Origin of the sequence: Acuticoccus mangrovi, assembly GCF_016411865.1 — a bacterium.
GTDB lineage: Bacteria > Pseudomonadota > Alphaproteobacteria > Rhizobiales > Amorphaceae > Acuticoccus > Acuticoccus mangrovi.
This window is the reverse complement of sequence record NZ_JAEKJA010000024.1, coordinates 1-25757: the sequence shown is the minus strand read 5'-3', so window position 1 is coordinate 25757 and position 25757 is coordinate 1. Positions and strand designations below refer to the sequence as shown.

The following is a 25757-nucleotide window of genomic DNA, read 5'->3' as shown; positions in this document are numbered from 1 at the left end:
GCGGGGGTTCGCCCCCCTGTGCGGTGCGGCGTCCGGTGCAGCGTTCGGCGGGTCATGCGACCACCGGCGGGGCGCTGAGGAGGGGGTTCTCGCCGTCGGCGAGGTCGTTGAGGTGGCAGGCGGCGAGATGGCCGGCGGCGACGGGGCGCAGCTCCGGCACCTCCGTGCGGCAGCGCTCTTCGACGAAGGGGCAGCGGGTGTGGAACCGGCACCCCGAGGGCGGGGCGATGGGGCTCGGCACGTCGCCCTTGAGGAGGGGCTCGGTGCGGCGCATCGCGGGGTCCGGGATCGGCACCGCCGACATCAGGGCGCGGGTGTAGGGATGGCGCGGCCGGCGCAGGATCGCCTCGCGCGGGGCGATCTCGGCGAGCTTGCCGAGATACATCACCGCCACCCGGTGGGAGATGTTCTCGACGATCGCGAGGTCGTGGGAGATGAACAGGAAGGCCGTGCCGGTCTTCTTCTGGATGTCCTTCAGAAGGTTGACGATCTGCGCCTTCACCGACACGTCGAGCGCCGACACCGCCTCGTCGCACACGATGAGGTCCGGATCCGAGGCGAGCGCGCGGGCGATGCCGATGCGCTGGCGCTGGCCACCGGAGAACTCGTGCGGCCAGCGGTGGGCGACGTCCTCCGACAGCCCCACGATCTGCAGCAGCTCGGCCACCTTGCGGTCGCACTCGGCGCGGGTGCGCACGAGGCCGAAATTGCGCAGCGGCTCGGCGAGGATGTCGCGGATCTTGCGGCGTGGGTTGAGGCTGCTGAACGGGTCCTGAAACACCACCTGGATGCGCTTGCGCAGCTTGCGGAAGGTCTCGGGGGAGAGGTCGTCGATGCGCTCCCCGTCGAGCACCACCTGGCCGTCCGTCGGGGTCTCGAGGCGCAGGATGCAGCGGCCGACGGTGGACTTGCCGCAGCCCGATTCGCCAACGAGCGCCAGCGTTTCCCCCGCCGCGATGGTGAACGACACGCCCGACACCGCGTCGACCTCCTGGGTGGTCCCGAGGCCGAGAATGCCGCCGCCGAGAACGAAGCGCTTCTTCAGATCGTTCACGCAAAGGAGGGCGTCAGACATGGTCGGCACCTGTCGCATTGTCGGGGAAATGGCAGGCGTGGGAGTGGCCGTCTTCGGCCGGGCGCAGGGCCGGGCGGTGCCGGCGGCATACGTCCTTCGCCTTGGCGCAGCGGGGGGCGAAGGCGCAGCCCTCCTGGCGCGAGAACGGGCTCGGCACCTGGCCGGGGATCGAGGCGAGGGTCCAGTCCGGGTCGTGGAGCGAGGTGCCGAGGCGCGGCATCGCCCGCAGGAGGCCGCTCGTATAGGGGTGATGCGGGCGGGCGAAGAGCTGGGTCGCGCTCGCCTCCTCGATCTTCTGCCCCGCATACATGACCGCGACCCGGTCGGCGACTTCGGCGACGACGCCGAGATCGTGGGTCACGATGACGACGGCGGCGCCCGTGCGCGCCTTCAGCGAGCGCATCAGCTCGAGGATCTGCGCCTGGATCGACACGTCGAGGGCGGTGGTCGGCTCGTCGGCGATGAGGAGGCGCGGCTCGCAGGCGAGCGCCATCGCGATCATCACCCGCTGCCGCATCCCGCCGGACAATTTGTGCGGATAGTCCGACATGCGGCGCGCGGCGGCGGGGATGCCGACGAGGTCGAGCATCTCGGTCCCGCGGGCGAGCGCCTGGCGCTTGCCGAGCCCCTGGTGGAGCATCAGCGCTTCGGCGATCTGGGACCCGATGGTCAGGACCGGGTTCAGCGCCGTCATCGGCTCCTGGAAGATCATGCTGATGGCGTTGCCGCGAATGCCGCGCATCTCGTCTTCGGAAAGGTCGAGGAGCTCGCGGTCCTCGAAGCGGATGGAGCCGCTGACCCTCGTGGTCTTGGTGGGCAGGAGGCGCAGGACCGCCATCGAGGTGACGGACTTGCCGCTCCCCGATTCGCCGACGATGGCGAGGGTCTCGCCGGCGTTCACGTCGAAGGAGACGCCCTCCACCGCCCGGCTGACGCCGCGGGGCGTGCGGAAATGAACCTGCAGATCGGTGATGCTCAGGAGCGGTGCCATCAGCCGTTCCCCGCCTGTCGAGGGTCGAGAAGGTCCCTGAGGCCGTCGCCGACGAGGTTGATCGCGAGGATGGTCAGGGAGAGGAACAGCGCGGGCAGGAAGATCATGCTCGGCTTGAGCTGCCAGATGGAGCGGCCGTCGGCCATGATGTTGCCCCAGGTGGGGATGCTCGGGGGAATGCCGGCGCCGATGAAGGAGAGCACCGATTCGAGCAGCATCGCCGAGGCGCACACATAGGTGGCCTGGATGATGATCGGGGCGATGGTGTTCGGCAGGATGTGGCTGAGGAGGATGGTGAGCGAGCGGCTGCCGGAGGCGACCGCGGCCTCCACATAGGCCTGCCGGCGCACCGACAGGACCGTGCCGCGCACGAGGCGGGCGACGCGCGGCACCTCCACGATGGTGATGGCGAGGATGACGTTGCCCATCGACCCGCCCGAGATCGCCATGAACGCGATGGCGAGGAGGATGCCGGGGATCGACATCAGCGCATCCATCAGCCGCATGACGATGCCGTCGAGGCGGCGCCAGTAGCCGGCGACGAGCCCGATCACGAGCCCGATGATGGAGGAGAGGGCGGCGATCACGAACCCGACGAACAGCGAGATGCGGGCGCCGTAGAGAACGCGCGAGAAGAGGTCGCGCCCCAGCATGTCGGTGCCGAACGGGTGGGCGAGGCTCGGCCCCTTGAGGCGTTCGAGGGGGGCGATGGCGGTCGGGTCGATGGGCGTCAGCCACGGCGCGCACACCGCCATCAGCGTGATGACGAGGACGATCGCGGCACCGATGACGATGGCCTTGTGGGCGAGGACGGCGGCAAGGGCGCTTCGCCGGCCGCGGTCTTCGAAGAGGTCGGGCAAGGCGGGGGCGACCAGCACCTCACCGTCGCCCACGGCGACGCTCTCCCGATACGATCCAGTGCTCAATACTCAATCCTCGGGTCAAAGAAGGTGTAGGCGATATCCACGAGGAGGTTCACGAGGACGTACATGAAGCTGAAGAACAGAACGACGCCCTGGATCACCGGATAGTCGCGCTGAAGAATAGCGTCGACCGTGAGCATGCCGATGCCGGGAATGGCGAACACGCTTTCGGTGACGACGGCGCCGCCGATCAGGAGCGCGACGCCGAGACCGATCACGGTGAGGATCGGAACCGCCGCGTTCTTGAGCGCGTGCACGAACAGGATCGTGCGGTGCCCCTGGCCCTTGGCCTTGGCGGTGCGGATATAGTCCTGGTGCAGGACCTCGAGCACCGCGGTGCGGGTGATGCGGGCGATCAGCGCGATATAGACGCTGGCGAGCGCCAGCGAGGGCAGGATCAGGTGCACGAACCAGGTGCCGACCCCGTTCGCGAGCGGCGCATAGCCCTGCACCGGCAGCCACTGGAGCTTCATGGAGAAGATCCAGGCGAGGAGGTAGGACGTCGCAAACACCGGCACGGAGAAGCCGAGGACGGCGCCCCCCATCAGCGCCCGGTCGAGCCACGTGCCCGAGCGGCTCGCCGCGAACACCCCCATGGGCACGGCGACGACGACGGCGATGAGGGTGGTCAGCACCATCAGCGACATGGTGGGCTCGAGCCGCTGGAGGATCAGCGTCACCACCGGGATGTTGGAGAACACCGACACCCCGAGATCGCCCTGCAGGAGCTGCCCCGCCCAGGCGGCGAAGCGGATCGGCAGCGGCTGGTCGAGCCCGAGGGATTGGCGGATCGCCGCAATCGTTTCCGGGCTCGCATGGTCGCCGGCGATCACTTCGGCCGGATCACCCGGCGCGAAATAAAGAAGCGCAAACACGACGACGGCAACGAGCGCCATGACCGGAATGGTCGCCAATATCCGCTTGACGATATACGTTCCCATTCAGTCGATCCTCTTGCGGGTGTCGGCGTTGGTCGCATGGTTCCATGCGGCGAAGGGCTGAGAGGCTGGAAGCCTTGGCGGGTCATTGAAGGTTAGGCGCACGAGATGCGTCTCCTCAACTTCCAAGGGCGCAAGGAGGGCTTCGCAACGGGAATGCGTCGCCGGGGGCGCGCCGCGCGGGGGAGTGGGTCGGGCCTTCTCACGCCACTTCCGACAGCATCGAGCGGAACATCGTCTGGGTATCCCGCTCCGCGGTCGCGGTGACCCAGGCGAGGAAGGCGCGGATCTTGCGGTTCATGGGGATCGCCTCCGGCCACAGCGCGAAGTAGCCGACGTCCCGCTTGAGAGGCTGGGTGCCGAGGCGCACGAGCCGGCCCTCCTCGAGCTCGCGCGACAGGAACATCATCTGCCCCATCGCGACGCCGAGCCCGGCGAGGGCGGCCTGATAGGCGAGCAGCGAATTCGGAAAGCGCATGTATTCACAGTCGTCGACGGCGATGTGGTTGTGGGCGAGCCAGTCGGGCCAGTCGCGGCTGCGCAGTCCGGTTTCGATCATCGGCACCTCTCTGAGGATGTCCGACACCTTCGCCGAGCCCACCCGCCGCACGACCTCCTTGCTGCACACCGGCTGGATGACGTCGGGGAAGACGGGGCGCGCGTTGACGCCCGGCCACATCCCGTCGCCGAGCTGGATCGCGAGATCGACCCGGTCGCGGGAGAAGACCACGGGGGCGGTGGCGGTGCTGACCTGCACCTTGATCTCGGGATGCTTGGCTTGGAAGTCCGGCAGGCGGGGGATCAGCCACTGCGCGGCGAAGGTGGTGTAGACCCTGACGCGCAAGGGGCTCGCCTCGCGCTGGTTGCGGATCTCGTCGGTGGCGGACTGGATGCGGCTGAAGGCGGCCGTCACCTCGTCGCGATAATAACGCCCCGCCTCGGTGAGGGCGGTCCCCTCCTTGCCGCGGGTGAACAGCATGACGTTGAGGCTCGCCTCGAGCGCGGCGATCTGCCGGCTCACCGCCGACTGGGTGATGTTCAGAACGCGCGCGGCCTTGGTGAAGCTCTCAAGGCGCGCCGCCGCTTCGAACACGTGAAGCGGGTTCAGGGGTGGCAGCGACGTTCGTTTGGCCAAGCACTCACCCTCACGTTGCGGATCGGCGTCCTATTTGAGCAACGACCCTCGTTGGCGTCGGTTTAGGCGAGAAGCGACGCGCCGATAGGCCGTCGCGGCGCTTCTGAAGATCCTTCGCGGTCCGCCGTTGCGGGAGGATTGCCTCGGGGACCGCCGGACCAGGCTTCGAAGTCCTGGCGGTCGAGGGCTGGGGGCGGGGTCCCGTGCCCTCTTGCCGGTCGGGCGTCCCCATCCGCGTCGCGGTCCGGCGCTAGCCGTTTCTGTACGTATAGGCGTATCCGTTGAGGGCCGGGGCACCACCGAGATGGGCGTAGAGCACCTTCGAGCCTTCCGGGAAGAAGCCCTTGCGCACGAGGTCGATCATGCCCTGCATGCTCTTCCCCTCGTAGACGGGGTCGGTGATCATCGCCTCCGTCCGCGCCGCGAAGCGGATGGCGTCGCTGGTCGCAGCAGACGGCACACCGTAGGCGGGATAAGCGTAGTCGGGGTTGATGTGGATCTCGTCGTCGCTGATCGTGCGGCCGAGCTCCACCAGCTCGGCGGTGCTGTCGACAATCTGCCGCACCTGGGCGCGGGTCTGGTCGACGGTCGCCGAGGCGTCGATGCCGATGACGTTCTGGGCGCGCCCGTCCTTCGCGAACCCCACGATCATGCCCGCCTGCGTCGAGCCGGTGACGACGCACACGATGATGTAGTCGAAGCGCACGCCCATCTCGGCTTCCTGTGCGCGGACCTCCTCGGCAAAGCCCACATAGCCGAGCCCTCCGAGCGGATGCACCGAAGCGCCCGCCGGGATGCCGTAGGGCTTGCCGCCGGCGTCCTTCACGGACTGGATCGCGTCTTCCCAGCTCTTGCGGATGCCGATGTCGAACCCTTCTTCGACGATGCGGCTGTCGGCGCCCATCAGGCGGGTGAGCATGATGTTGCCGACCCGGTCGTAGACGGCGTCCTCGTGCGGCACCCAGCTCTCCTGGACGACGACGCACTTCATGCCGAGCTTCGCGGCGGTGGCGGCGACCATGCGGGTGTGGTTGGATTGCACGCCGCCGATCGACACCAGCGTGTCGGCGTTGGAGCGGATCGCGTCCGGGACGATGTATTCGAGCTTGCGAAGCTTGTTGCCACCCAAGGCGAGACCTGAGTTACAGTCGTCGCGCTTGGCCCAGATCTCGACCTTGTTGCCCAGCGCCTCGGTCATCCGGGGCAGGAATTCGATCGGGGTCGGGCCAAAGGTCAGGGGGTAGCGCTCGAATTTTTCTAGCATCGTAGGTCCTTTCGCGGAGCGCGATAAACCTAGCTTTCATGCGGTGAAATGTGCTCTCAAAATGACGCGTAGGAATGAGAGTAGCTCTTGAAGAATTCCAAATAACTGGTGAAAGCTCTCAAGAATCTCGGAATTTATGGAAGATTACGACGACACGCCTGGGCTCGATCGGACCGACCGGGCGATCTTGCGTGAGCTCCAGAAGGACGGCCGGCTCAGCAACGCCGAGCTCGCCCAGCGGATCAACGTCAGCCCCGCCACCTGCCACCGCAGAACGCAGCGCCTGTTCGAAGAGGGCATCATCACCGGCGTGCGGGCCCAGATCGCCCCGGACCGGGTCGCGCTCGGCGCGCTCGTCATCGTGGGCGTGGTGCTCGACCGCTCGACGCCGACGAGCTTCGCGATGTTCGAGGCGGCGATCACGGAGCTGCCGTTCGTGCTCGACTGCCATCTGGTGGCGGGCGACTTCGACTACTTTCTGAAGATCCGCGTGCGCGACATCTCCGACTTCAACCGTCTGCACGGCGAGAAGTTGATCGCGCTGCCCGGGGTGCGCCAGACCCGCACCTTCTTCGTCATGAAGGAGGTGACGAACGACAAGGAGCTGCGCTTCTGACCGCCGCACCGGGGCCCGATCCGAACCCGGCACCCTGGCTGACTTGCGAGCGGACATGCGAGCGGACATGAAAAAGGCGTGCCGGGAGGCCCGGCACGCCTTTTCGTCGGTTGGGTGCCTCGGGGGCGGGGCCCCGAGGCGGCGCGTCAGCGGTGAACGCTCCACATCGCGGGCATGACCACGTTCACGAAGTCCTTGAGGTCGGAGCGGTAGGCCGACGAGCGGCTGTACTGGCCGAGGATCAGGAACTTGACGTCCTCGAAGGTGAGCTCCTGGATCTTGCGGGCGAGGGCCATCTGGTCGTCGGGGGCGGTTGCCTCCTCGAACTGGGCGATCAGGTCGGTGATCTCCGGCTTGCAGCTCCAGCCCGGATAGGCGTCGGTGCAGTTGTTGACGATCGCGTAGTTGGTGAAGGGCGAGGCGAGGTCGTGGCCGGACCAGGTGATGGGCATGATGTTCCAGCCGCCGTTCTCGGTGGTTTCCTTCGACCAGCGCATCTTGGCGACCGTCGGCCAGTCGCCGCCGGTGACGGTGACGTTGAAGCCGGCCTCCTTCATCAGCCCCTCGAGAACGAGGCCGAGACGGTTGTGGTCGTGGACGGCCGAGGCGACCAGGAGGGTGACGGGCTCGCCGTTGTAGCCGGATTCGGCGAGCAGCTTTTTCGCGGTCTCGACGCTGCCTTCGGGAAGGTCGGCGACGCCGGCGTCGTTGCCGAGCGGCGAGCCGCACATGAAGACCGACTTGCACGCCGTCCACTGGTCCTCCCCGAGGCCGAGGCCGGCCATGAACTGGGCGGGGATCGCAATCGCCTGCAGCGCGCGGCGGACCTTCGGATTGTCGAACGGGGGGATCGCGTGATTGATCACCGCGCCGGCGATGTACTGATCGGTGCCGGTGTAGTTCTGCACGGTGATGTTGGGGTCGGCCTCCATCAGGGGGACGAAGTCCTGGGGGACGGACTGGAGGTAGTCGACCTCACCGCGCTGGAGGGCGGCGACCTGGGTCGAAGAGTCGGGGATGCCGACGATCTCGACCGTCTCGATCTTCACGTCCTTGCCGCCGGCAAGGCCGCTCGCGGGCTCGGAGCGGGGCTTGTAGAGGTCGTTCTTGTGGAAGGTGGCCTTGCTGCCGGGGGTCCAGTTCTCCGAATCGAACACGAACGGGCCGGAGCCGATGTACTCGGTGACCGCCTTGTTGGAGGGGGTCGCCGAGGCGATGCGGGCGGGCATGATCACCGGCACGACGCTGCTGGGCTTGCCGAGCGCCTGGATCACGTGGCCGAAGGGGCGCGAGAGGGTGAGGGTGAAGGTGCTGTCGCCGGTGCTCTCGAGGCTGGCGGTGGCGGCCTTGAGGCGCTTGCCGAAGGAATCCACCTCCCACCACCGCTTGATGGAGGCGACCGCGTCCTCGGCGACGACCGGGGCGCCGTCGCTGAACGACAGTCCGTCGCGCAGGGTGAAGGTGTAGGTGAGGCCGTCGTCGCTGACGTCCCAGCCTTCCAGCATCTGCGGCTTGAAGTTGCCGTCGGCATCGATGGCGATGAGGGTGTCGTAGACGAGATAGGCGTAGGTGCGGGTGGAGATCGCCGACGTCAGGATCGGATCGAGGATCGTCAGCTGGGCGGTCAGGACGAGGCGGATGGTGTCCTGCGCCGCCGCCGCGGGGAGGGCCGAGACGCACTGTGCTCCGATCAGGCCCAGGACGAAGGCCGTCTTGGCCAGCGCTGATTTCAATCTCATTCGGTGATAGCCTCAGGTTGGCGCGCCACGATGTTCGATCACCGGCACGATGCTGGATTTGGTCAGAACGCGAGACGATTGCGTATTGGACAAGCGTCAACACTAGGGTTGGCCCGCATCGCGCCTCAACTTCCAGAAAATCAACAAGCGATTACAAATAGGAATGCAGCGCTTCGCCGGGCTCGATCCGACGGTGCCCCGAGGAGGAGCGCCGCGCCGCGATTGCTTGCTCTCCGATCCCGTCACCTTCCGCCGCACCGCGGGGGCCGGGGGAGAACCTCGGTGCCGCCGTCTTCGGACGGATGGCCTTCTCGATCACGCAGTCGCCGATCCGTATGGCGATCGTGTGGCGGCGGACCTTGTCGCCAACGCCGCCGAGGATTTGTCGTCTGAACGGGACGAGGGCGGACGCCGGGCGCTCAACGGCGGAGGCAGACGGACACCCCTGTGGTGTGCTCGGGCTTCCCGAACTCTGCGGATCGTCTGAACGTCAGGACCGGTGCGGCGGCCACCCTCAGGTGGTGCCGAGAGGCCGACTGCCGCCGGCTGCTCCGGAAGGTCAGCGTTCTTGCGGGCGTCTGAGTATCCGACGTGAGATCCTGTGCGGCGTCCGAGTGGGGCGTCGGGAACCGGTATCCAGTTCCGGGGTGTGGTGGCGCATCATCGACCCGGACCCGTCGGTCGGCACGTCTTCGGCGGCCTCCGCCGTGCCCGCGGGCTCGAGCATCGGCTCGCCAAGCCGGATCATCCGGATGGCGCGCTTCCCCATCGGGATCATGGCCGCCGGCGCGAAGCACGGTCCGCCAGAGGGTGAGCCTTGCCCGTCTCAGATCCCGGAAGAGAGCGTCAGCCCCGCCTTCTCGAGATGTCGGCCGACGCGCAGGCCCGTCGCCTCGTCCCAAGGCCGGGTGATGATCTGGAGGCCCACCGGCAGCCCCGAAAGCCGCATCGGCGCCACCGTAACGGGCAGACCCGCAAAGCTGATCGGCTGCGTCAACAGTCCGATATTGGGCCGCGCCGTCAGCGTTCTGCCGTCGATCTCGATTTCCTGCTGGCCCGATCTCAAGGCGGGGAAGGGTGTCGCGGGGGCGATCAGCACGTCGATCTCCTCGAACACCTTCGCGACGGCGGCTCGATAGGTCGCCCGCACGCGCTGGGCGTTGGTGAGCCACACCGCGGGCGAGGCGACGCCGGCGAGGAACCGGTCGCGCGTTTCGGGATCGTAGTCGGCCGCGCGCCGCTGGAGCCGGGTGAAATGCATCCCGGCCGCCTCGAGGTTGGTCAGCACGTAGGCCGCGGCACGGGCGGCGGCGGTGCCGGGCAGCTCCACCTCGCGCGTCGCCTCGAGCGCCTCGGCCGCGAGAGCGAGCGCCCGTTGCGCTTCGGGCGTCAGGCCCCGCTTGAACCAGCCCCCGGCGACCGCGATCCGCAAGCCGTCGGGCGCCTCGTCGAGACCGGGCAGGGTGGCCGGCGCGGGGTGGGGGGTCTGGTGGGTGTCCTCGGGGTCCTCGCCGGTCATCGCGTCGTAGAGGGCGGCGAGGTCGCCGGCGCTGCGGGCCATGGGGCCCGTGTGGTCGAGGGCGGGCACGAATGCGAAGGTGCCCGAGCGCGAAAGCCGCCCGAAGGTGGGCTTCAGCCCCCAGATGCCGCAGAACGAGGCGGGCACCCGGATCGAGCCGTTGGTGTCGGTACCGAGTGCGGCGGGCACCATGCCCGACCCCACCGCCGTGCCCGATCCACCCGACGACCCGCCCGACATGCGTGTCGGGTCGAGCGGGTTCAGGGAGTGTCCGTCGTGGGCGTTCTCGCCGGTGAAGTCGTAGGCGTATTCGCCCATGTTGAGCGCGCCCACCAGGATCGCGCCCGCCGCCTCCAGGCGTCGCACGAGAAAGGCGTCGGAGCTCGCGGGGGGATCGTCCCGGTTGATGAGGGAGCCGGCGCGGGTGACGATCCCGGCGACGTCGTAAAGGTTCTTGACCGCGAAGGGCACGCCGGCGAGGGGCGCGTCGGGCGCGCTCGCGCGATCGCCCGCGTCGGCCTTGGCGAGGGCACGCTCGGCGAGGATGTCGGTGAAGGCGTTGAGGGGACCGTTCAGCGCCGCGATGCGTTCGAGCGCCGCCTCGACCACCGCCCGGCGGCTCACCGTGCCCGTCCGCACCGCGGCGGCAATGGCGCGCACGCCCTTGTCGAGAAGGGCAGTTGCGGTGGTGGATGCGGCCATCGTCGGTTCTCGGAGTGGGCAGGTGTCGTGAGGGAGCGGGCCGCTAGGCCCGGAAGATCGCGGCGGGGAGGTCGTCCTCGTCGAGATCTTCGGCGAGGACGAGGGCCGCCATCTGCCTGTTGATCTCGTAGGTGGCCGCGATCGCCGGAAGCCACTCGGGGTGCACCTGGACCCCGAGTTCGCTCAGCCGGTCGAGGACCAGCGCTTCGGTGGCGGTGAGCCCGGCGTCGATCGGTGACCGATCCTCCGTCGCGCCCGCCGTGTCCGAGCCGTCCGCGCTCATTCGGCGGAGGGGAGGAAGCTGCGGTCGACCACGCTGTCGGGATCGATGCGGTCGTCGGCGTAGTCCTGCGAGGTGGCGACCCACTGCCACGTGGTGGCCACGAGCTCGGGGGTGAGGGTGCCGAGGCCGTCCTTTTCGGAGATCTCGTTCCGCACCATCGGAGTCATTTCCTGAATCTGCTTCAGGTTGGTCGCCTCGTCGGTGGTGCTGACCATCCCGTGGACGTCGGCCGCGGCCTTTTCGGGGTTGGCGAGCACGAACTCCACCGTCTTCTTGTAGGCACGCACGAAGCGCTTCAGCACCTCGGGGCGCTCCTCGATGAAGTTGTCGGAGGCGACGAGCGACCAGTTGTAGCCCTCATAGCCATAGTCCGACCAGGGGAGCACCTTCATGGTCTTGCCGGTCTCTTCCAGCATCGGGACATAGGCGAGCGCGCTTGTGCGCCAGCCGATCACCGCATCGACCTGGCCGGTGGCGAGGATCGAGCCGACGGCGTTGAAGTCCACCTTCGTCAGCGGCACGTCGTCGGCGTCGATGCCGTTGAGGGCGGCGATGCCGGGCCAGATCGTGTTGGAGCCGTTGAAGGTGGCGGTGCCGAGCTTGCGGCCCTTGAGATCGGCGATCTTGTCGATGCCGCTGCCGTCGTAGGTGACGATAGAATCGGGCGCCTTGGTGTAGATCGCCATCACGGCCTTGGCGGGAATCGTGCCGCCATTCTCGGCGGCGGCGGCCATCAGAGCGCCCATGCTGGCGTTGCCGACGTCGGCCGCGCCCGAGGCGATACGCGTCACCGCGTCGGCGCTGCCGCGGGCGATCTCGATCGAGACGTCGAGGTCTTCCTCGGCGAAGAAGCCTTCCTGCACACCGACATGGGTGAAGCCGGTGTGGCCTGCCGGGTACCAGTCTACCACGAACACGACCTTGTCGGCAGCAAGGGCACTGCCGGCCACGAGCGCGAACGCGCTGGCGAAGAGGCCGGTTTTCAGCAGGTAAGCCTTCATGTCGCTCATACCCCGTGTGATGTGAATGGTTTGTACGGTCCTGATGCTAGCCACGGCATCGGGACGGCGTGAGAAAATTTACGACGGCGACAGGGTCAGTTTTTCTGAATTTGGGCCGGGGGTTCGCGAATTTAGGAAATCTGAATCAAAGGGGAGAATTGATGACTTCGCGCGGTTGTGCCGCTTTCCTAAGCTTTGCGGGATGCGTCATCCTCGTGTGGGCCGCCGTCCAGCGATGCCGCGCCCCACAGGATAGAAGTCTCGCCATTGCCCTTATCTGACAGTTCATCCGAGGTCGCTGCGGCCGGGTCGAGTGCCGAACCCGTGGCCGTGTCCCTTGCCGGTGTCAGCAAGCATTTCGAGCGGGCGCGCGGAGCGCCGGTGGTCGCTCTCGACGACATCAACCTGACGGTTCTTCGCCACGAGTTCGTGGCGCTGATCGGCCCGTCCGGCTGCGGCAAGTCGACGATCCTGCGGCTTCTGGCGGGGCTGATGCCGGCAACGTCGGGCTCGACCGCCATCTTCGGCTATCCGATGGAGAAGCCACGCGACGACATCGGCATCGTTTTCCAGCGGCCGACGCTGTTGCCGTGGCTGTCGATCCGCAACAACGTGCTGTTCCCGATCCGCCACAAGCGACGGATGGTGACGCCGGCTCTGAAGCAGGAGGCGGACCGGCTCCTCGAGGTGGTGGGCCTCGCCGACTTCGCCGAGAGCCGGCCGTCGGAATTGTCGGGAGGCATGCAGCAGCGGGCGGCGATCGCGCGCGCGCTCGTCCAGAACCCCGACATCCTCTTGATGGACGAGCCGTTTTCTGCCCTCGACGCGCTGACGCGGGACGAGATGGCGCTCGAGCTTCTGCGCATCTGGGCGGAAAGGCCCAAGACGGTGGTGTTCGTCACCCACTCGATCCCCGAGGCGCTCTTGTTGTCGGACCGGATCATCGTGATGTCGGCCCGGCCCGGACGGATCGTGCGGCAGATCAACGTGCCGTTCGCGCGCCCCCGAAGCCTCGCGACGATGGAAGACCCGGCTTTCAATAATATGGCCAACGACATCCGCCGCGGCGTGTTTTCCGCCGAGGCCCGAGCGTGAGCGCGCGCGGCGAAAGCGCCGGCGGGCGCATCGCGCAGATGCTGGGAGAGGCGTTGATCGCGGTGGCGCCGGTGCTCACTCTCGTGGTGCTGGTGATTGCGTGGGAGATCGTGTGCCGGGTGTTCGCGATCCCGAGCTTTCTCCTGCCGCGGCCCACCGCGATCTGGCGCGCGGCGATGGATTTCGGGCTCGCGGAGTGGTGGGAGAACATCTACCACACCCTCAGCATCGTCTTGGCGGGGTTCGCCATCTCGATGGCCTTCAGCCTGCCGCTCGCGGCCCTTCTGGTGGGCTCGAAATTCCTGAACCGGACCGTGGTGCCGCTTCTGGTGGTGGTGCAGTCGACGCCGATCGCGGCGGTGGCGCCGCTGATCGTGGTGGCGCTCGGCTCGGGCAGCCGGTCGCGCATCCTGATCACGGTGCTGATCACCTTCTTCCCCATCGTCGTGGCGGCGACGACCGGCCTCAGGGAGACGCCGCAGGAGCTCATCGAGCTCTCCCGCTCGCTCGATGCGCCGGTCAGCCGGCAATATCTCGAGATCCGTTTTCCCTTTGCGCTACCCTACATCTTCGGCGCGGCGAAGGTGGCGGTGACCCTGGCGGTGATCGGCGCGGTGCTGGCCGAATTCGTCGCCTCGAGCGCGGGCCTCGGCTACCTGCTCCTGAACTCGGCGGCAATGTTCAAGGTGCCGCTCGCCTACGCGTGCCTCATCGTGCTGATCGTCCTGTCGCTGACGATGTACGGTGCCATCGCCCTCGTCGAGCGGCGCACGGCCGGCTGGATGCGGTGATGAGGGGCGGCGGCGGGGTGGCGCGCGCTCAGCCCACCTCGACGGGCGCGGCAGGGGTAGGGATGAGGCCGATCTTGCCCACCACCTCGCGCGCAGTCTCGATCAGCCGGTCCGTCATGATGTTGGAGCGGCGGCGCTGCGGGCGGATCGCGACGAGGTTCGCGGGACGGGTCTCGCCGCGGATCGGCTGGTAGGTGATCTCGGTGTCGCCGGGGGCGGAGAAGTTCAAGAGCGAATAGCCGAAGCCGTGTGCCACCAGGCTGCGCACCATGTCGGCGCTCGCCGCGCGGTAGGCGACCTTGGGGGTGAGCTTCTGATCGCTGAAGATGGCGAGGAAGTATTCCCGGGTGCGCGCCATGTCGAGCATGATGAAGGGCTCGTCGACGAGGTGGGCGAGGTCCACCGGACCACCCGCGAGGGGGTGGGATTTGGGGAGGCAGCAATAGGCCGGTGTCTGCTGCAACACCGTGACGTGGGTCGATGGGGAGCGCTCGAAATCGAGCGCCAGCACCATATCGAGGGCGCCGTCGTCCATCTCCGTCATCAGCCGGTCGTAGTCCGCGGTGGTGATGCGCAGGTCCGCGTTGGGGTAGAGCTCCTGGAAGGTGCGCATCAGCGGCGGCACGACGCGCGTCGCCACGTCCCCGAGGCAGCCCAGGAACACGCGCCGGTTCACCTGACCCGCGCCGCGCAGCCGCAGCGCTTCGATCTCCTTCACCCGGTCGATGATGTCCCGCGCCTCGAACAGGAGATGGCGGCCCGCCTCGGTCATCATCAGTCCGCGGGCGTGGCGGCGGATGAAAAGCTGCTCGCCCAGGATCGACTCCAGCGCCGAAATCGCCCCCGAAATCGCCGGCGGCGACACGTTGAGCTGCTCGGCCGCGCGGATCGCGCTTTCGTTGGTCGCGGCGGCCACGAAATACACGAGCTGGCGCATGGTGATTCGCGGGATACCGGTGGGCTGGTCGTTGCGCGGGGCCTCGGCGTCTTCGGAGAAGGCGAGGTTGTACGGCAGCATCATGCTTTTCATGAAGAACCCTCCTGCATGGCTCGCCATTCGCGAAGGGGCGTTGCCTCGACCATTTTCTGGAATTGATCGAAGTCAAGAGCAGAGCCTGCCCTGCTTATGCAAGATCGGGCGCAGTTGGGCCACGATCAGGTGGTCGCAGGCAATTCGCCGCGAAACCGTGGCCGGCCCCGGCAGCTGGGTGGGCCGACCGGACCCGCCCAGTCTGATCTGCCCAGCGTGATCTGCCTAGAGGGCGGCCAGATGTGCCGCGAGCGCCAGAAGCTGCGGCTCGCCGAAGCGCGGGGCGATGAGCTGCAGCCCGAACGGCAACCCCTTTGGCGTGCGGCCGAAAGGAACGGAGATGGCCGGAAACCCCATCAGCGTCACCGCGTAGGTGGGAGCGATCCAGTCGACATAGTCGTCGAGGCGGTGGTCGTCGATCTCGCTCGGATAGTTCTGCTCGATGGGGAACGGGTCGCAGGGCACGGTCGGGGTGAGGAGGACGTCGACCGTCTCGAACAGCGCCCGCCAGCGATGCCAGAGCGCGGCGCGGGTGGCGCAGGCGGCGGCGAGGTCTTCGGCGCCCAGCGCGCGGCCCGCAGCGATGTTGCCGGCGAGTGCGGGGCCGAGCTTGTCCTCCTGCCCGCTGAGGGAGGCGTATTGGGTCGCCATCCAGAACCCGCGGATGACGCGGTAGGCGGCGCGGCTTTGCGGAACGGTGAAGCCCTCGTGGGCGATCTCGAGCCCGGCGCCGGCCAATCGTTCCAAGGCCGCTGCGAAAGCGGTGCGCGGCCCCGGATCGAGCCCGATGCCGGCAAGGTCGGCCGTCACACCGAGGCGGAGACCCGCCGGGTCGATGGCCGCGATCGCTGCGCCGAGGTCGGCCCAGGGGAGGGGGGCGGACACGGCCGAGGCCGTGGAGGGGCCGGCCATCACCGAGAGCGCCAGCGTCAGATCGTCCGCCGAACGGGCGATGGCGCCGTGGACGCGGCCCATGTCCCAGGGGTCGGGGACGGGGTGGCTCGGCACGAGGCCGGCGGTGGGGCGCAGGCCCATCACCCCGCAGAAGGCGGCCGGCACCCGCAGCGAGCCACCGAAATCGGTGCCCTCGGCGAGCGCGAACATGCCCGACGCGATCCCTGCAGCGCCCCCGCCGGTGGAGCCACCTGCCGACAGGGCCGTGTCGTGCGGGTTCACCGTCGCTCCGAACACGCGGTTGACGGTGTTGGCGCCGGCGGCGAATTCGGGCGTGTTGGTCTTGCCGATCAGGATCGCATCGGCCGCCAGGAGCCGCTCAACCACGAGCGCGCTCGTCGTGGGCACATGGTCGGCGAAGAGGGGCGAGCCGAACGTCGTGCGCACCCCCGCGACCGGGGTCACGTCTTTGACGCCCACGGTGACGCCGGCGAGCGGCCCCACCGGCTCCCCCGCCGCGATGCGCGCCTCGAGACGACGGGCGGTGTCGAGGGCGGCCTCCGCGGTGAGGGTGACGACGGCGTTGATGGTGCCGTTGACCTCGCCGATGCGCTCAAGGTGCGCCTCCACGAGCGCCACCGGGCTCACCGTGCCCGCGCGCACCTTGCGGGCTGCTTCGGCGGCGCCGAGGTCGGTGAGCGTGCTCATTGGGGGTCCTCCGGGTTGAAGGGGAAGAGATGCGCGGAGAGATCGTCGAGCCACCCGCGGGCGAGCGAGGCGAGGATCAGCGGGTCGAGCAGGATCGAGGTGCCGTGCTCGACATCCTCGATCTTGAGGCGTGGATCGTGGCCCTGGTGGTCGACGGAGACGCGCACGGCCGCGAACTCGTTGCCGATCAGCCAGGTGTCGGCCGGCTTGGCGCCGGTATCTGATGCCATGACGGGGGTCCGGTGAGAGGCGGGCGGGGCGGTCAGAAGAGGAAGGCCGCCGCCGGCAGCGGCTCGTCGCTCATGAGGAGGCTCACCTTCTTGTAGCCGATGCGCCAGTTGTCTCCCGCGCGGTGGAGACGGTAGGTCACGCGCGCGGGGTAGAGCGTCTGGCGATGGCGCGCGAGCTCCACCAGCATCATCACGCAACGGACGTTGACGACGCCGTCCCCCTCGTCCTCGACCTCGACGTTGGTGATCGCCCGATGGGTGCGTGAGGCGGGGATCTGGGCGTAGGCGTGGCCCGAATAGAGCCGATCGATGCGCTTCTTCAGCATCGTCATGTCGTCGTGGATGATCGAGACATGCTCGTTGGGGTCGTAGTCGCCGCTGCCGGCGGGCACCCAGTAGATCGCCTCGGGCAGGAAGAGCTCATACCAGGCGTTGAACTCGCCGCTATCGAGAAGGTGCGCCTCGCGATAGAGGGCGGTCTCGATGTCGTGTCTGAGGTCGGCCATGGGGCTCACTCCGCCGCCTCGGCGATGCCGGGGGTGGCGGCGGTCATCATCGCCATCCAGTTGGCGTACATGCCCCGGTGCTGGGTCTCGTCGGACATGAAGCCGTGCATGTAGCCGTTGCGCATCTCCTCCCGATCGAGGCCGCGGGAGAACTCCAGCCAGTCGACGGCGCTGCTGTTGAGCCCCTGCTGGGTGCGCTCGAAGATGTCGAGATCGTCGGCGAAGAAGGTTCCGGCGGCGCCGAACTCGAACTCCTGGTCGCGCATGCGCTGGAGGTTCACCGCCTCGTCGACGCCCTTCAGTTTGACGACGCTGGTGATGATCTCGGTGCGATCGACCGCGATGGGGCGCACCGTGCGGATCTGGCTGCGCAGCACGATGAGGTTGGGGAAGATCACGAGGTTGAAGCCGCCCGACAGGCTGGCGTCCACCGGCATCGGGCCCCAGTCCGTGTGGTCGGTCACGCCGTGGCCGTCCATCGCGATCACCGCGCCCTTGCCCTGGCGGTAGATGGCCAGCGCCTCGGGGGTGACGGCCGAGGCGTGCAGCGCGCCCACGTGGTAGGGGTCGACGCCGTTCTCGAGCTGGAACTTCCAGTTCCCGCTGTAGACGCACTTCTGGTAGCCCTTGTAGACGCCGATCTCGCCGGTGGGCGAGGTCGCGACATAGGCGTCGAGGAACTTGCGCACCCCGCCGAGGTGATCCTCGAGCGTCGGGCCGTGGGCGCTCATCGAGCCGAAGATGAAGCCGGCATAGCTTGCGACCCGCGCGACGTGCACGAGGCCGAGGCGGGACTTGTCGAAGTCCGCCCCATAGCCTTGCGGCATCGGCACGCCGACGAGTTCGCCGGCGTTGTTGTACGTCCATGCGTGATAGGGGCAGCGGAAGAATTTCGCGTTGCCGAGCTCGTTGCGGCACACCGTCGGGCCGCGATGGCGGCAACGGTTGATGAAGGCGCCGATCTCGCCCTCGTCGTTGCGGTTCACGATCACCGGATGGCGACCGATGGTGGTGGTCTTGTAGTCGCCGGGCGAGGGGATCTCGCTCTCGTGCGCCAGGAACACCCAGGTGCGGTCGAAGATATGCGTCATCTCGCGGTCGAACACGGCGGGGTCGCAATAGACGTCGCGATGGATCGCGCCGCGGCGGATCAGCTGCTCAATGGGGCGGGTCAAATCAGTCTCCGTGTCGTCCCCGGTCATCGGGCGAGAGGAAGGCAATCAGCGGCGCAATGTCGGGCATCTCCTCGAGGCGCTCGACCATCAGAAGGATGCGGTCGGCGCGGGCGAGGCTGGCCGGATCACCGTCCGGGGCGAGGTTCGAGCGAAATTTCCGGGCGATGTCGTCGAAGCTGAGGGGGCGGTCGGGATGGCCTTGCGGCACGGCCCGCCCCCCTTCGAGGGTGCGCCCGTCGGCGAGGGTGAGGACGAGGCGGGCCGCTTCGAGCCCCCTCGGCGCGGCCATCGCAGGATCGAGCCGGTGGGTGATGCGCCGGGCCATCGCGAGGGTCGCGGGATGGGTGCGGCCCTCGGGGGTCATGTCGGAGAGCGCGACGCGGCCTTTCACGAGGGCGTTGGCGAGGAGGAAGGGGATCGAGTTCATGGCGGTGGAGGCGGTTTCCGGCGCACGGCGGCTCGCGGCCGGCTCGCACATGGCCTTGCCCCAGGGGCCGACGACGATCTGCGCGCCGACGATGTCGTCCCCCGTCAGCCCGTGCTCGGCGCACAGCGCGAGCCCCGCCTCCACGAAGGCGTGGGCGACGAGGGTGCCGGGCATCGCCTTGATGCAGCGCTGCAGCGAAAGGAACTCTTCGCCGAGCCCGCCGGTGAGGCGTTCGGCATCGAACCGGCCGCCGAAGAAGGCGGCGAAGAGGCCGGCCTCGCCTTCGAGCGGGCGGCCGCGGGCGACGACGCCCGCCTCGGCGAACAGCGCCGCCTGCAGGCCCCCGTCGACGCTGAAGCCGGCATAGATGCATTTGCCGACGCTCTCGGTGGCATGGACGACCATCTCCTCGGTGCCGCCGGCCTGCATCTGGGCGAGGCCGATGGCGCTTTCCATCGCCTCCGTCGACAGGGCGAGCGCGCGCCCCGCCGCCGCCGCCGCGCCGAAATAGCCGAACACCTGCGTCGGCAGCATCACCGGAAAGCGCGAGGCGTCGTGATAGGGCGCATAGGCGAGGGTGAGGCGGGTCTGCATCTCCGCCCCCGCCGCGATCGCCTCGATGAGGCGCCGGCCGCTGATCGGCCCTTCGCGCTGGGCGGCAAGCTCGGCGGCCGCCACCGCCGCGGGCACCGTGCAGACCGACACGTGCACCTGCGGGAACACCATGATGTCGTCGTAGTCGTGGGCACGGGCGTGGATCGCATTGCAGAAGGCGGCGCGGCGGGCCTCGATGCGCTCGCCGGTGGCCCAGATGGTCGCCTCGGGGTTGCCGGAGGCGGCCTTCATGGCGGCCACGGCGGCCTGGTGGCCGTCGCCCCGGTTGGCCCCGACGATGGCGGCACCCACCGTGTCGATCAGCGCGATCTTGGTCTGGTCGCGCACGGCGGCCGGAAGCGCCGAAAGGCTCGCGTGCGCCAGCCAGGCGGCGAGGCGTGCGCTCACCGCGTCGTCCGCCTCGGGGCGGGGTGCTGCGGTCACGGGGCCGTTCACCGGAGGGGGTCCGTCTTCGGCATGCGCCTTCCTGCTCGTGTCGTCGGCCGGCCCCACTCGGCAAGGCGGGGTTCCGGGCGCATTGGCAGGCTAGAAAGGCTGGGCATTCGGAAAAACAACGATCCTCCCGGCCGAGGATTCAGCTTTTCTTACTCAGGCCCTCGTCGTCCCTTCGCCGGGCCTCAGACGTCGAGGACGAGACGCTTCGACAGCGCCCGCGACACGCAGGGGCACATGACGGTGCCCGAGTCCCGCTCTGCCGGCGTCAGCACATAGTCGCGGTGGTCGGGTATGCCGGCGAGGACCTTGGTCATGCAGCTCCCGCACACCCCCGCCTCGCATGACAGCGGCAGCATCACCCCGTCCGCCTCCAGCACCTCGGCGATCGAGGCGCCGGGGGGAATCACATAGACCTTGCCCGAACTCGACAGCTCCACCTCGAAGCTGCCGTCGGCGTCGGCGGCTTCGGGCGCGGAGGTGTCGGTGGGGACGGTGAAATACTCCCGGTGCACGTGTTCTGCCGGCCACCCCGCCGCCTCCGCCGCGTCGATCACCGCCCGCATGAACCCGTCCGGTCCGCACACGTAGACATGTGTGCCCGCCTCGAAGGGGCCGAGGAGGGCGGCGATGTCCGGCCGGCCGTCGCGGTCGTCGAGATGAAGCTGGGCGTGGCCCTCGAAGGGCGCCTCCTCCAGCCGGTCCACGAAGGCGGCCGCAGCGGCGTTGCGGGCGCAATAGTGGAGCGCGAACGGTGCGCCACGTGCGGCGAGCGCCTCCGCCATCGAGAGGAGTGGTGTGACCCCGATGCCGCCCCCCACGAGCAGATGGCGCCGGGCATCCGCGGCGATGGGGAACATGCACCGCGGCGCCTCGATGGCGATGCGGTCGCCGGCGCGCACGTTGTCGTGGAGCGCCACCGAGCCGCCCCGCGAATCGGGCGCACGCTGCACCGCGATCTCGTAGGCGGGCGCGGCGCCGGGGGCGCGGCAGAGCGAATACTGGCGGATCGTGGGGCTGGACGTGCCGGGAACGTGCACGTCGATATGGGCGCCGGGCTCGTAAGCGGGCAGTGGCGTGCCGTCGGCGGACTCGAGTGTCAGCGCCCGGATGTCGCTGGCCACGTCCACCACCTGCGACACGATCACCTCGATCATTTTGGGCTCCCTCACGGCTTCGTCGGGGGACCCTAACCCCGATGGCCGCGGCCGCTTGTTCAGAAAAGCTGATGCAAAGCTCGCCCTTTCGGATTTGAAGTCCTTCGAAAGCGCCGGCTAACTGAAGTGGAGACAATCAAAGCCGTGAGGGGTGCGTATGCCCGGTGTGGATGAGACCGCCAGCTGGTTCCCGTTGATGGGCTCGGGCGCGCTTCGGGCCGGCGGCTTGCAGCCGGTGCGGCTCGGCGGATACCCCATCGTGGTGTGGCGCTCGGCGTCGGGCAAGCTGTCGGTCTGGCGCGACCGCTGTCCGCACCGGGGGATGCGCCTCTCCTTCGGCGAGGTGCAGGGCGAGACGGTGCTGTGCCCCTATCACGGCTGGTCGTTCGGGGCCGACACCCAGTGCAAGTTCATTCCGGCCCATCCGGAGCTGAAGCCGCCGCGGGCGGGCCGGGCCGAAGCGTTCGAGGCTGAGGAGGCGGCCGGCTTCATCTGGGCGCGTGCGCCGCTGGCGGGCGGCCGCGACGTGCCGGCCGTGCCGGATGCGACGGCGGGCTTTGTGCCTCTGCGCAGCCTGTCGGTGGGGATGGACGCCGACGAGACCCTCGCCGCGCTGATCGAGACCCCGCTCGTCGGTCCGCTAGCCCTCGACCCCGAGGGGGGCGCAGTGCTCGGCGCCGATCACGCCGTGATCGCGGTGCCGCTCGCGCCCGGCCGCACCATGGTCCACCTCACGGTGTCCGAGGCCATGGCCGCCGACGAGCGCGCGGCTCTGGTCGCCGCGCTCCGCCGCTTCCGCTTCGCCCACGCGCCCGCCGCCTGACCCCAACCGCGCAGGAACGCCATGACACGGACAACCGATCCCGTCGCGCTCAACGACTGGTACGTGGTGGGCTACGCCCCCGACATCACCGCCGATGCGCCGCGCCGCACCCGCCTCCTCGGGCAGGATATCGAGGTCTCGCGCGCGCCGCAGGGTGGCTTCGCCTGCCGGGAGATCGGCGAGGACGGGGGCCGCACCGTCCCCCATGTCGAGGAGCGCTACGGCTTCGTGTGGGTATGCCTCGGCACGCCCGCGCAGGACATCATCGCGATTCCCGAGTTCAGCGAGGGGAGCGACCGGCGCTTCCTCCATCGCGGCCGCATCGCGGTGCCGATCTCCGGGTTGAGAGTGATCGAGAACTTCTTCGACCTTTCCCACTTCTCCTTCGTCCACACCGGCACCCTCGGTGGCTACGGCAACGCCGAGGTGGCGCGCTACGATGTGGAGTTCCGCGAGGACGGGACGGAGCTGTGGGCCGTCGGCTGCTCCTTCGTGCAGCCCAAGGCCTCGGCGGCTGTCGCGACCCAGGACACCGTCGTTTATTACGACTATCGCATCCCGCGCCCGTTCATCTCGATCATCTACAAGGATTCGCTGGTGGAGCGGGGGCGCAAGGACCTCATCGGCCTGTTCATTCAGCCGGTGGAGGAGACGAGCTGCGTGGTGCACTCCTTCGCGTTCATCTTCGACCGGACGAACACCGACACCGACATCCTACACTTCTACCACGAGATCTTCGCCCAGGACCGGATGATCCTCATCCACCAGCACCCCCAGGCACTGCCGGTGAGCCCGCTCGGAGAGGTGCCGACGATTTCCGACGCGAGCTCGGTCGCCTACCGGCGCTGGGTGGACCAGTCGGGGCTGGAGTTCTCGGTTCTGCGCAACTGGACCGGCGATCAGATGACCCGCCTCGGCCAGGTGGCCGGTAGCGGCGACGCGGGAGTGGCAGCGTGATCGAGCTCTACGACTACATCCTGTCCGACGACGCCTATAAGGCCCGGCTTCTCTTGTCGTTCCTCGGGCTCGAATACACCGCGCGCAAGGTCGACATGCATCCGGGGCGCGAGCATCTGACCGCCGCGTTCCGCGCCTCGGTGACCCCGCAGTCGCGCCTGCCGGTGCTGCGGGACGGCGAACTCAGGCTGACGGGCCCGCTCGCGGTCCTGAGCTATCTCGCGATGCGGTACGATCCGGCCCGCACGTGGCTGCCGGACGATGCGGTGGAGCAGGCGAAGGTGCTCGACTGGATGGCGTTCGCCGAGCGGGAGATGGCGCCCATCGGTGCCTTGCGGCTCGCAAGGTTCAGCGACGACACGCTGCTCGCCGGCCCCGGTGCGGTGCTGCCGGCTGCCCGGAACGCGATGGCGATCCTCGACGATCATCTCGCCGGCGAAGGGGGCGGGGAGCGCGCCTGGCTCGTCGGCGAGCGGCCGACGGTGGCCGATGTCGCCGTGTTCGGCACCGCGGCCGTCGCGCCCGACGCGGGGGTGATGATCGAAGACTATCCGGCGGTGTGGCGCTGGATGGGGCGGTTCCGCCATCTGCCGGGCTTCATCGTGATGCCGGGTGTGTTCCCGGTGATCCCCGAGCTCGTCGAGCCGGCCTGAACTGTCGCCGAGTCCCGGTTCGACGGTCGCCGCGCCGGATCGGGAGGCGTTGCGGCGCGGCCGGGAACAGTGCGGCCGGGAACGTGCCCCGGTGCAGGGCCTTGATCAGGCGAGCATCATTTCGCGCACGAACGGCAGTACGGCGGCGTTGAACCCCTCGGGGTTTTCCTCGATCACCATGTGCCCGGCGTCCGCCACCTCGACGACGCGGGCGTCGGCCATCACCGCGGCCATCTCTTCGACGATCTCGGCGGTGATCATGTCCGAGATCCCGCCCCGCACGATCAGCGTCGGGCAACGGATGGCCTTGAGGGCGTCCCAGGTCTTTTCGGCCGGGTCGGGGGTCATGCGCGGGTCGAAGATCGCCTTGTCGATGCGCCAGCCGACCGACCCGTCGGCGAGGTCCTCCACCATCCACTTAAGGCGAATCTTCAGGCTGCGCGCCGTGGCGCGGGCGTGAAGACCGCCGAGAAACGCTTCGGCCGCGGCCCGGTCGGGGAAGGCGGCGGGCGTGCGGCCCATCTCCGAGCGCATGCGCTCAAGGCCCGGCGCGGCGAGCACCGGCGCGCTGTCGACGATCACGAGCCGGTCCATCCGCTCCGGGTGTCGGGCGGCGAAGTTGATCGCGTTGGTGCCGCCCATGGAATGACCCACCAGGGTGGCGGTGTCGATGGCGAGGGCATCGAGAAGGCGCGTCACGTCCGCCACATAGGCGGCGGTGGTGTAGTCGCCGTCGGGCGCTTTGCCCGAGCCGCCTCGGCCACGCTGGTCGAGCGCAATCACGTCGAAGTCGCCGGCGGCCACTTCGGTGAACTCATCGAACCAGTGCGCGTAGGCGCGCAGCCCGTGCAAGCACACGAGCACGGGCGCGCCCTTCGGCCCCGTGCGCACGTAGCGCAGCGGTACCGGACCGTCGACGATCCCCTCCTCGAAGGCGATCGTCATGGCATGCGGACAGGGTTGCGGGCGTAGCCGACCTTCAGCTCGATCTCGTAGCCATCGGGGTCGCGCAGATAGAAGGAGGTGCCGAAGCCGTGCGCGCCGTAGACCTCGAGGGGGCCGAAGCTTGGGGTGATGCCCTGGGCCGCGAGCGCTGCGAGCACCTCGTCGAGATCGCCCTCGATGTTGAGACACACGTGCTCGACGCCGCGCTCGGCGGGTGGGGCGAGGGTGTCGCCCTCCTTGAGGGGCTGTACGTCGATGAGGCTGCTGCCGGCGCGAAACTGGTAGAGGCCGATCCGGTCGAAGATCCGCTCCAGCGGCAGGCCGAGAATGTCCTGGTAGAACGCGATGGTCCGATCGATGTCGGTCACGCGCAGAACGACGTGATCGATGCCTTTCACGCGGGCGGGGATGGTGGCCATGTGTTTCTCCGTCGACGGGGGCGAGCCGGGTGTGCCCTGCGTGACGATAGGGTTGCCGCGGGGGCGGAGAAACGAGCGTTGGTCGATGCTTTGGTTCAGTCTTTCTGAACCGGCCGCATGGGATGAGCGGTCGCGGTCCGCGCCGGTCAGCCGTGTGCGAGCGGCACGCAGGCCTGCACGGGCGAGATGGCCGAGGGGGAGCGAAGCGACGGAAAAGCGATCCGCGTCGGGGTCGAGGCGGAAGTCGCTGGCCGCGTGGCGCTGCAGGATGTCGGAAGAGACCCGCCGTCCGCACTGGAAGAGAGAGGACCGCGAACGCTTCATCGGAGAGGGCATGCGGAGGAGCATGTGAGCACCCGTGTGGTGCACTCGGGCTTCGCAAACTCCGCAGAATGTCTGAACTTCAGGACTGGTGCGGCGGCCACCCTTAGGTGGTGCCCAGGAGAGGACTGCCGCTGATCGCGCCAGAAGTTCCGTGTTTCTGCGGGCGTTTTCGTGCCCGGACGAGACGTTGTGTAGCACTCCTGTGGGGGAAATGCCAACCCCGCCATCCGGAATACGATCCGGCGATGACTCGATCGAAGTAGGCTCACGCAGAAGGTGGTGCTTATCCATGTTCCGAGCAGTCTTTCTGGCCTCATTCGGCTGAGCAGGTTTCAACGCAAAGCGAAGTTGGAGTGCTCCCCGTTTCACCGGACATGCCGGCTATTGAAC

General features: G+C 68.4%; 25 protein-coding genes. 6 read left to right on the top strand and 19 right to left on the bottom strand.

All coding sequences use genetic code 11. From position 1 onward, the window contains the following. Nucleotides 1–52: 52 nt before the first annotated feature. The 6 genes from JCR33_RS20785 to JCR33_RS20760 form a co-directional block, all read right to left on the bottom strand. Nucleotides 53–1075, bottom strand: coding sequence for an ABC transporter ATP-binding protein (locus tag JCR33_RS20785; RefSeq protein ID WP_198884055.1), 1023 nt, complete (start codon nucleotides 1073–1075; stop codon nucleotides 53–55). After that, a complete protein-coding gene (locus tag JCR33_RS20780) occupies nucleotides 1068–2066 on the bottom strand; it encodes an ABC transporter ATP-binding protein (RefSeq protein WP_198884054.1) in 999 nt (332 codons plus the stop codon). Before JCR33_RS20780 ends, JCR33_RS20785 begins: the two co-directional genes overlap by 8 nt. Continuing rightward, nucleotides 2066–2992 carry an ABC transporter permease gene (locus JCR33_RS20775; RefSeq protein ID WP_211110473.1) on the bottom strand — a complete coding sequence of 309 codons (927 nt, stop codon included), beginning with the start codon at nucleotides 2990–2992 and terminating at the stop codon, nucleotides 2066–2068. The genes JCR33_RS20780 and JCR33_RS20775 overlap by 1 nt, the downstream gene beginning before the upstream one ends. Next, nucleotides 2989–3930 (bottom strand): ABC transporter permease, encoded by a 942-nt coding sequence (locus tag JCR33_RS20770; protein WP_198884053.1) that lies wholly within the window; start codon nucleotides 3928–3930, stop codon nucleotides 2989–2991. Before JCR33_RS20770 ends, JCR33_RS20775 begins: the two co-directional genes overlap by 4 nt. A gap of 199 nt (nucleotides 3931–4129) precedes the next feature. Further along, nucleotides 4130–5062, bottom strand: a complete 933-nt coding sequence (locus tag JCR33_RS20765) for a LysR substrate-binding domain-containing protein (RefSeq protein WP_198884052.1) — start codon at nucleotides 5060–5062, stop codon at nucleotides 4130–4132. A gap of 250 nt (nucleotides 5063–5312) precedes the next feature. Next, a complete protein-coding gene (locus JCR33_RS20760) occupies nucleotides 5313–6326 on the bottom strand; it encodes a 1-aminocyclopropane-1-carboxylate deaminase (protein ID WP_198884051.1) in 1014 nt (337 codons plus the stop codon). Between the two features lie 136 nt (nucleotides 6327–6462). Between JCR33_RS20760 and JCR33_RS20755 the strand changes: the two genes are divergently transcribed. After that, complete coding sequence (locus JCR33_RS20755) at nucleotides 6463–6942, top strand: Lrp/AsnC family transcriptional regulator (RefSeq protein WP_198884050.1); 480 nt, start codon at nucleotides 6463–6465, stop codon at nucleotides 6940–6942. Nucleotides 6943–7088: 146 nt separating this feature from the next. Here the strand turns inward: JCR33_RS20755 and JCR33_RS20750 are convergent, their stop codons facing one another. The 4 genes from JCR33_RS20750 to JCR33_RS20735 form a co-directional block, all read right to left on the bottom strand. Beyond that, nucleotides 7089–8681 (bottom strand): ABC transporter substrate-binding protein, encoded by a 1593-nt coding sequence (locus JCR33_RS20750; protein ID WP_198884049.1) that lies wholly within the window; start codon nucleotides 8679–8681, stop codon nucleotides 7089–7091. Between the two features lie 826 nt (nucleotides 8682–9507). After that, nucleotides 9508–10902, bottom strand: a complete 1395-nt coding sequence (locus JCR33_RS20745) for an AtzE family amidohydrolase (protein ID WP_198884048.1) — start codon at nucleotides 10900–10902, stop codon at nucleotides 9508–9510. 43 nt (nucleotides 10903–10945) lie between these two features. Next, on the bottom strand, nucleotides 10946–11185 hold the full coding sequence (locus JCR33_RS20740; RefSeq protein WP_198884047.1) for an AtzG-like protein: 240 nt from the start codon (nucleotides 11183–11185) through the stop codon (nucleotides 10946–10948). Beyond that, nucleotides 11182–12186, bottom strand: coding sequence for an ABC transporter substrate-binding protein (locus JCR33_RS20735; protein ID WP_198884046.1), 1005 nt, complete (start codon nucleotides 12184–12186; stop codon nucleotides 11182–11184). Before JCR33_RS20735 ends, JCR33_RS20740 begins: the two co-directional genes overlap by 4 nt. Nucleotides 12187–12567: 381 nt before the next feature. On the opposite strand from JCR33_RS20735, the gene JCR33_RS20730 reads away from it, so the two are divergent. Continuing rightward, nucleotides 12568–13281 (top strand): ABC transporter ATP-binding protein, encoded by a 714-nt coding sequence (locus JCR33_RS20730; RefSeq protein ID WP_332461243.1) that lies wholly within the window; start codon nucleotides 12568–12570, stop codon nucleotides 13279–13281. Next, complete coding sequence (locus tag JCR33_RS20725; RefSeq protein WP_198884044.1) at nucleotides 13278–14072, top strand: ABC transporter permease; 795 nt, start codon at nucleotides 13278–13280, stop codon at nucleotides 14070–14072. The genes JCR33_RS20730 and JCR33_RS20725 overlap by 4 nt, the downstream gene beginning before the upstream one ends. Before the next feature lie 28 nt (nucleotides 14073–14100). Here the strand turns inward: JCR33_RS20725 and JCR33_RS20720 are convergent, their stop codons facing one another. The 7 genes from JCR33_RS20720 to JCR33_RS20690 all read right to left on the bottom strand — a co-directional run bounded on the left by JCR33_RS20720 (nucleotide 14101) and on the right by JCR33_RS20690 (nucleotide 21246). Next, nucleotides 14101–15102 carry a LysR substrate-binding domain-containing protein gene (locus JCR33_RS20720; RefSeq protein WP_198884043.1) on the bottom strand — a complete coding sequence of 334 codons (1002 nt, stop codon included), beginning with the start codon at nucleotides 15100–15102 and terminating at the stop codon, nucleotides 14101–14103. A gap of 225 nt (nucleotides 15103–15327) precedes the next feature. Further along, entirely contained in the window at nucleotides 15328–16704 is a 1377-nt protein-coding gene (locus JCR33_RS20715; RefSeq protein ID WP_198884042.1) for an amidase, read from the bottom strand. Next, a complete protein-coding gene (locus tag JCR33_RS20710; RefSeq protein WP_198884041.1) occupies nucleotides 16701–16934 on the bottom strand; it encodes a hypothetical protein in 234 nt (77 codons plus the stop codon). Before JCR33_RS20710 ends, JCR33_RS20715 begins: the two co-directional genes overlap by 4 nt. A 32-nt stretch (nucleotides 16935–16966) precedes the next feature. Then, nucleotides 16967–17440, bottom strand: coding sequence for an aromatic-ring-hydroxylating dioxygenase subunit beta (locus tag JCR33_RS20705; RefSeq protein WP_198884040.1), 474 nt, complete (start codon nucleotides 17438–17440; stop codon nucleotides 16967–16969). A 5-nt stretch (nucleotides 17441–17445) separates the two neighbouring features. Then, nucleotides 17446–18615 (bottom strand): aromatic ring-hydroxylating oxygenase subunit alpha, encoded by a 1170-nt coding sequence (locus tag JCR33_RS20700; protein WP_198884039.1) that lies wholly within the window; start codon nucleotides 18613–18615, stop codon nucleotides 17446–17448. 1 nt (nucleotide 18616) lies between these two features. Further along, nucleotides 18617–20080 carry an MmgE/PrpD family protein gene (locus JCR33_RS25555; protein WP_198884038.1) on the bottom strand — a complete coding sequence of 488 codons (1464 nt, stop codon included), beginning with the start codon at nucleotides 20078–20080 and terminating at the stop codon, nucleotides 18617–18619. Nucleotides 20081–20274: 194 nt separating this feature from the next. Further along, nucleotides 20275–21246 carry a PDR/VanB family oxidoreductase gene (locus tag JCR33_RS20690; protein WP_198884037.1) on the bottom strand — a complete coding sequence of 324 codons (972 nt, stop codon included), beginning with the start codon at nucleotides 21244–21246 and terminating at the stop codon, nucleotides 20275–20277. A gap of 157 nt (nucleotides 21247–21403) precedes the next feature. Here JCR33_RS20690 and JCR33_RS20685 point away from each other — a divergent pair, with 157 nt between their 5' ends. The 3 genes from JCR33_RS20685 to JCR33_RS25550 are packed head-to-tail and all read left to right on the top strand — an operon-like array spanning nucleotide 21404 to nucleotide 23679. Beyond that, on the top strand, nucleotides 21404–22069 hold the full coding sequence (locus JCR33_RS20685) for a Rieske (2Fe-2S) protein (protein WP_198884036.1): 666 nt from the start codon (nucleotides 21404–21406) through the stop codon (nucleotides 22067–22069). 21 nt (nucleotides 22070–22090) lie between these two features. Next, on the top strand, nucleotides 22091–23026 hold the full coding sequence (locus tag JCR33_RS20680) for an aromatic ring-hydroxylating oxygenase subunit alpha (RefSeq protein ID WP_198884035.1): 936 nt from the start codon (nucleotides 22091–22093) through the stop codon (nucleotides 23024–23026). Further along, nucleotides 23023–23679 carry a glutathione S-transferase family protein gene (locus JCR33_RS25550; RefSeq protein ID WP_198884034.1) on the top strand — a complete coding sequence of 219 codons (657 nt, stop codon included), beginning with the start codon at nucleotides 23023–23025 and terminating at the stop codon, nucleotides 23677–23679. Before JCR33_RS20680 ends, JCR33_RS25550 begins: the two co-directional genes overlap by 4 nt. A gap of 105 nt (nucleotides 23680–23784) precedes the next feature. Here the strand turns inward: JCR33_RS25550 and JCR33_RS20670 are convergent, their stop codons facing one another. Continuing rightward, nucleotides 23785–24624 (bottom strand): alpha/beta fold hydrolase, encoded by an 840-nt coding sequence (locus JCR33_RS20670; protein WP_198884033.1) that lies wholly within the window; start codon nucleotides 24622–24624, stop codon nucleotides 23785–23787. Then, nucleotides 24621–25043, bottom strand: a complete 423-nt coding sequence (locus JCR33_RS20665; RefSeq protein WP_198884032.1) for a VOC family protein — start codon at nucleotides 25041–25043, stop codon at nucleotides 24621–24623. The genes JCR33_RS20670 and JCR33_RS20665 overlap by 4 nt, the downstream gene beginning before the upstream one ends. Between the last annotated feature and the right edge of the window lie 714 nt (nucleotides 25044–25757).

Coding starts and splice junctions, on each gene's coding strand:
- JCR33_RS20785 (WP_198884055.1), bottom strand. CDS start 1,075: ATGTCTGACGCCCTCCTTTGCGTGAACGATCTGAAGAAGCGCTTCGTT.
- JCR33_RS20780 (WP_198884054.1), bottom strand. CDS start 2,066: ATGGCACCGCTCCTGAGCATCACCGATCTGCAGGTTCATTTCCGCACG.
- JCR33_RS20770 (WP_198884053.1), bottom strand. CDS start 3,930: ATGGGAACGTATATCGTCAAGCGGATATTGGCGACCATTCCGGTCATG.
- JCR33_RS20760 (WP_198884051.1), bottom strand. CDS start 6,326: ATGCTAGAAAAATTCGAGCGCTACCCCCTGACCTTTGGCCCGACCCCG.
- JCR33_RS20755 (WP_198884050.1), top strand. CDS start 6,463: ATGGAAGATTACGACGACACGCCTGGGCTCGATCGGACCGACCGGGCG.
- JCR33_RS20750 (WP_198884049.1), bottom strand. CDS start 8,681: ATGAGATTGAAATCAGCGCTGGCCAAGACGGCCTTCGTCCTGGGCCTG.
- JCR33_RS20745 (WP_198884048.1), bottom strand. CDS start 10,902: ATGGCCGCATCCACCACCGCAACTGCCCTTCTCGACAAGGGCGTGCGC.
- JCR33_RS20740 (WP_198884047.1), bottom strand. CDS start 11,185: ATGAGCGCGGACGGCTCGGACACGGCGGGCGCGACGGAGGATCGGTCA.
- JCR33_RS20735 (WP_198884046.1), bottom strand. CDS start 12,186: ATGAAGGCTTACCTGCTGAAAACCGGCCTCTTCGCCAGCGCGTTCGCG.
- JCR33_RS20720 (WP_198884043.1), bottom strand. CDS start 15,102: ATGAAAAGCATGATGCTGCCGTACAACCTCGCCTTCTCCGAAGACGCC.
- JCR33_RS20715 (WP_198884042.1), bottom strand. CDS start 16,704: ATGAGCACGCTCACCGACCTCGGCGCCGCCGAAGCAGCCCGCAAGGTG.
- JCR33_RS20710 (WP_198884041.1), bottom strand. CDS start 16,934: ATGGCATCAGATACCGGCGCCAAGCCGGCCGACACCTGGCTGATCGGC.
- JCR33_RS20705 (WP_198884040.1), bottom strand. CDS start 17,440: ATGGCCGACCTCAGACACGACATCGAGACCGCCCTCTATCGCGAGGCG.
- JCR33_RS20690 (WP_198884037.1), bottom strand. CDS start 21,246: ATGATCGAGGTGATCGTGTCGCAGGTGGTGGACGTGGCCAGCGACATC.
- JCR33_RS20685 (WP_198884036.1), top strand. CDS start 21,404: ATGCCCGGTGTGGATGAGACCGCCAGCTGGTTCCCGTTGATGGGCTCG.
- JCR33_RS20680 (WP_198884035.1), top strand. CDS start 22,091: ATGACACGGACAACCGATCCCGTCGCGCTCAACGACTGGTACGTGGTG.
- JCR33_RS20670 (WP_198884033.1), bottom strand. CDS start 24,624: ATGACGATCGCCTTCGAGGAGGGGATCGTCGACGGTCCGGTACCGCTG.
- JCR33_RS20665 (WP_198884032.1), bottom strand. CDS start 25,043: ATGGCCACCATCCCCGCCCGCGTGAAAGGCATCGATCACGTCGTTCTG.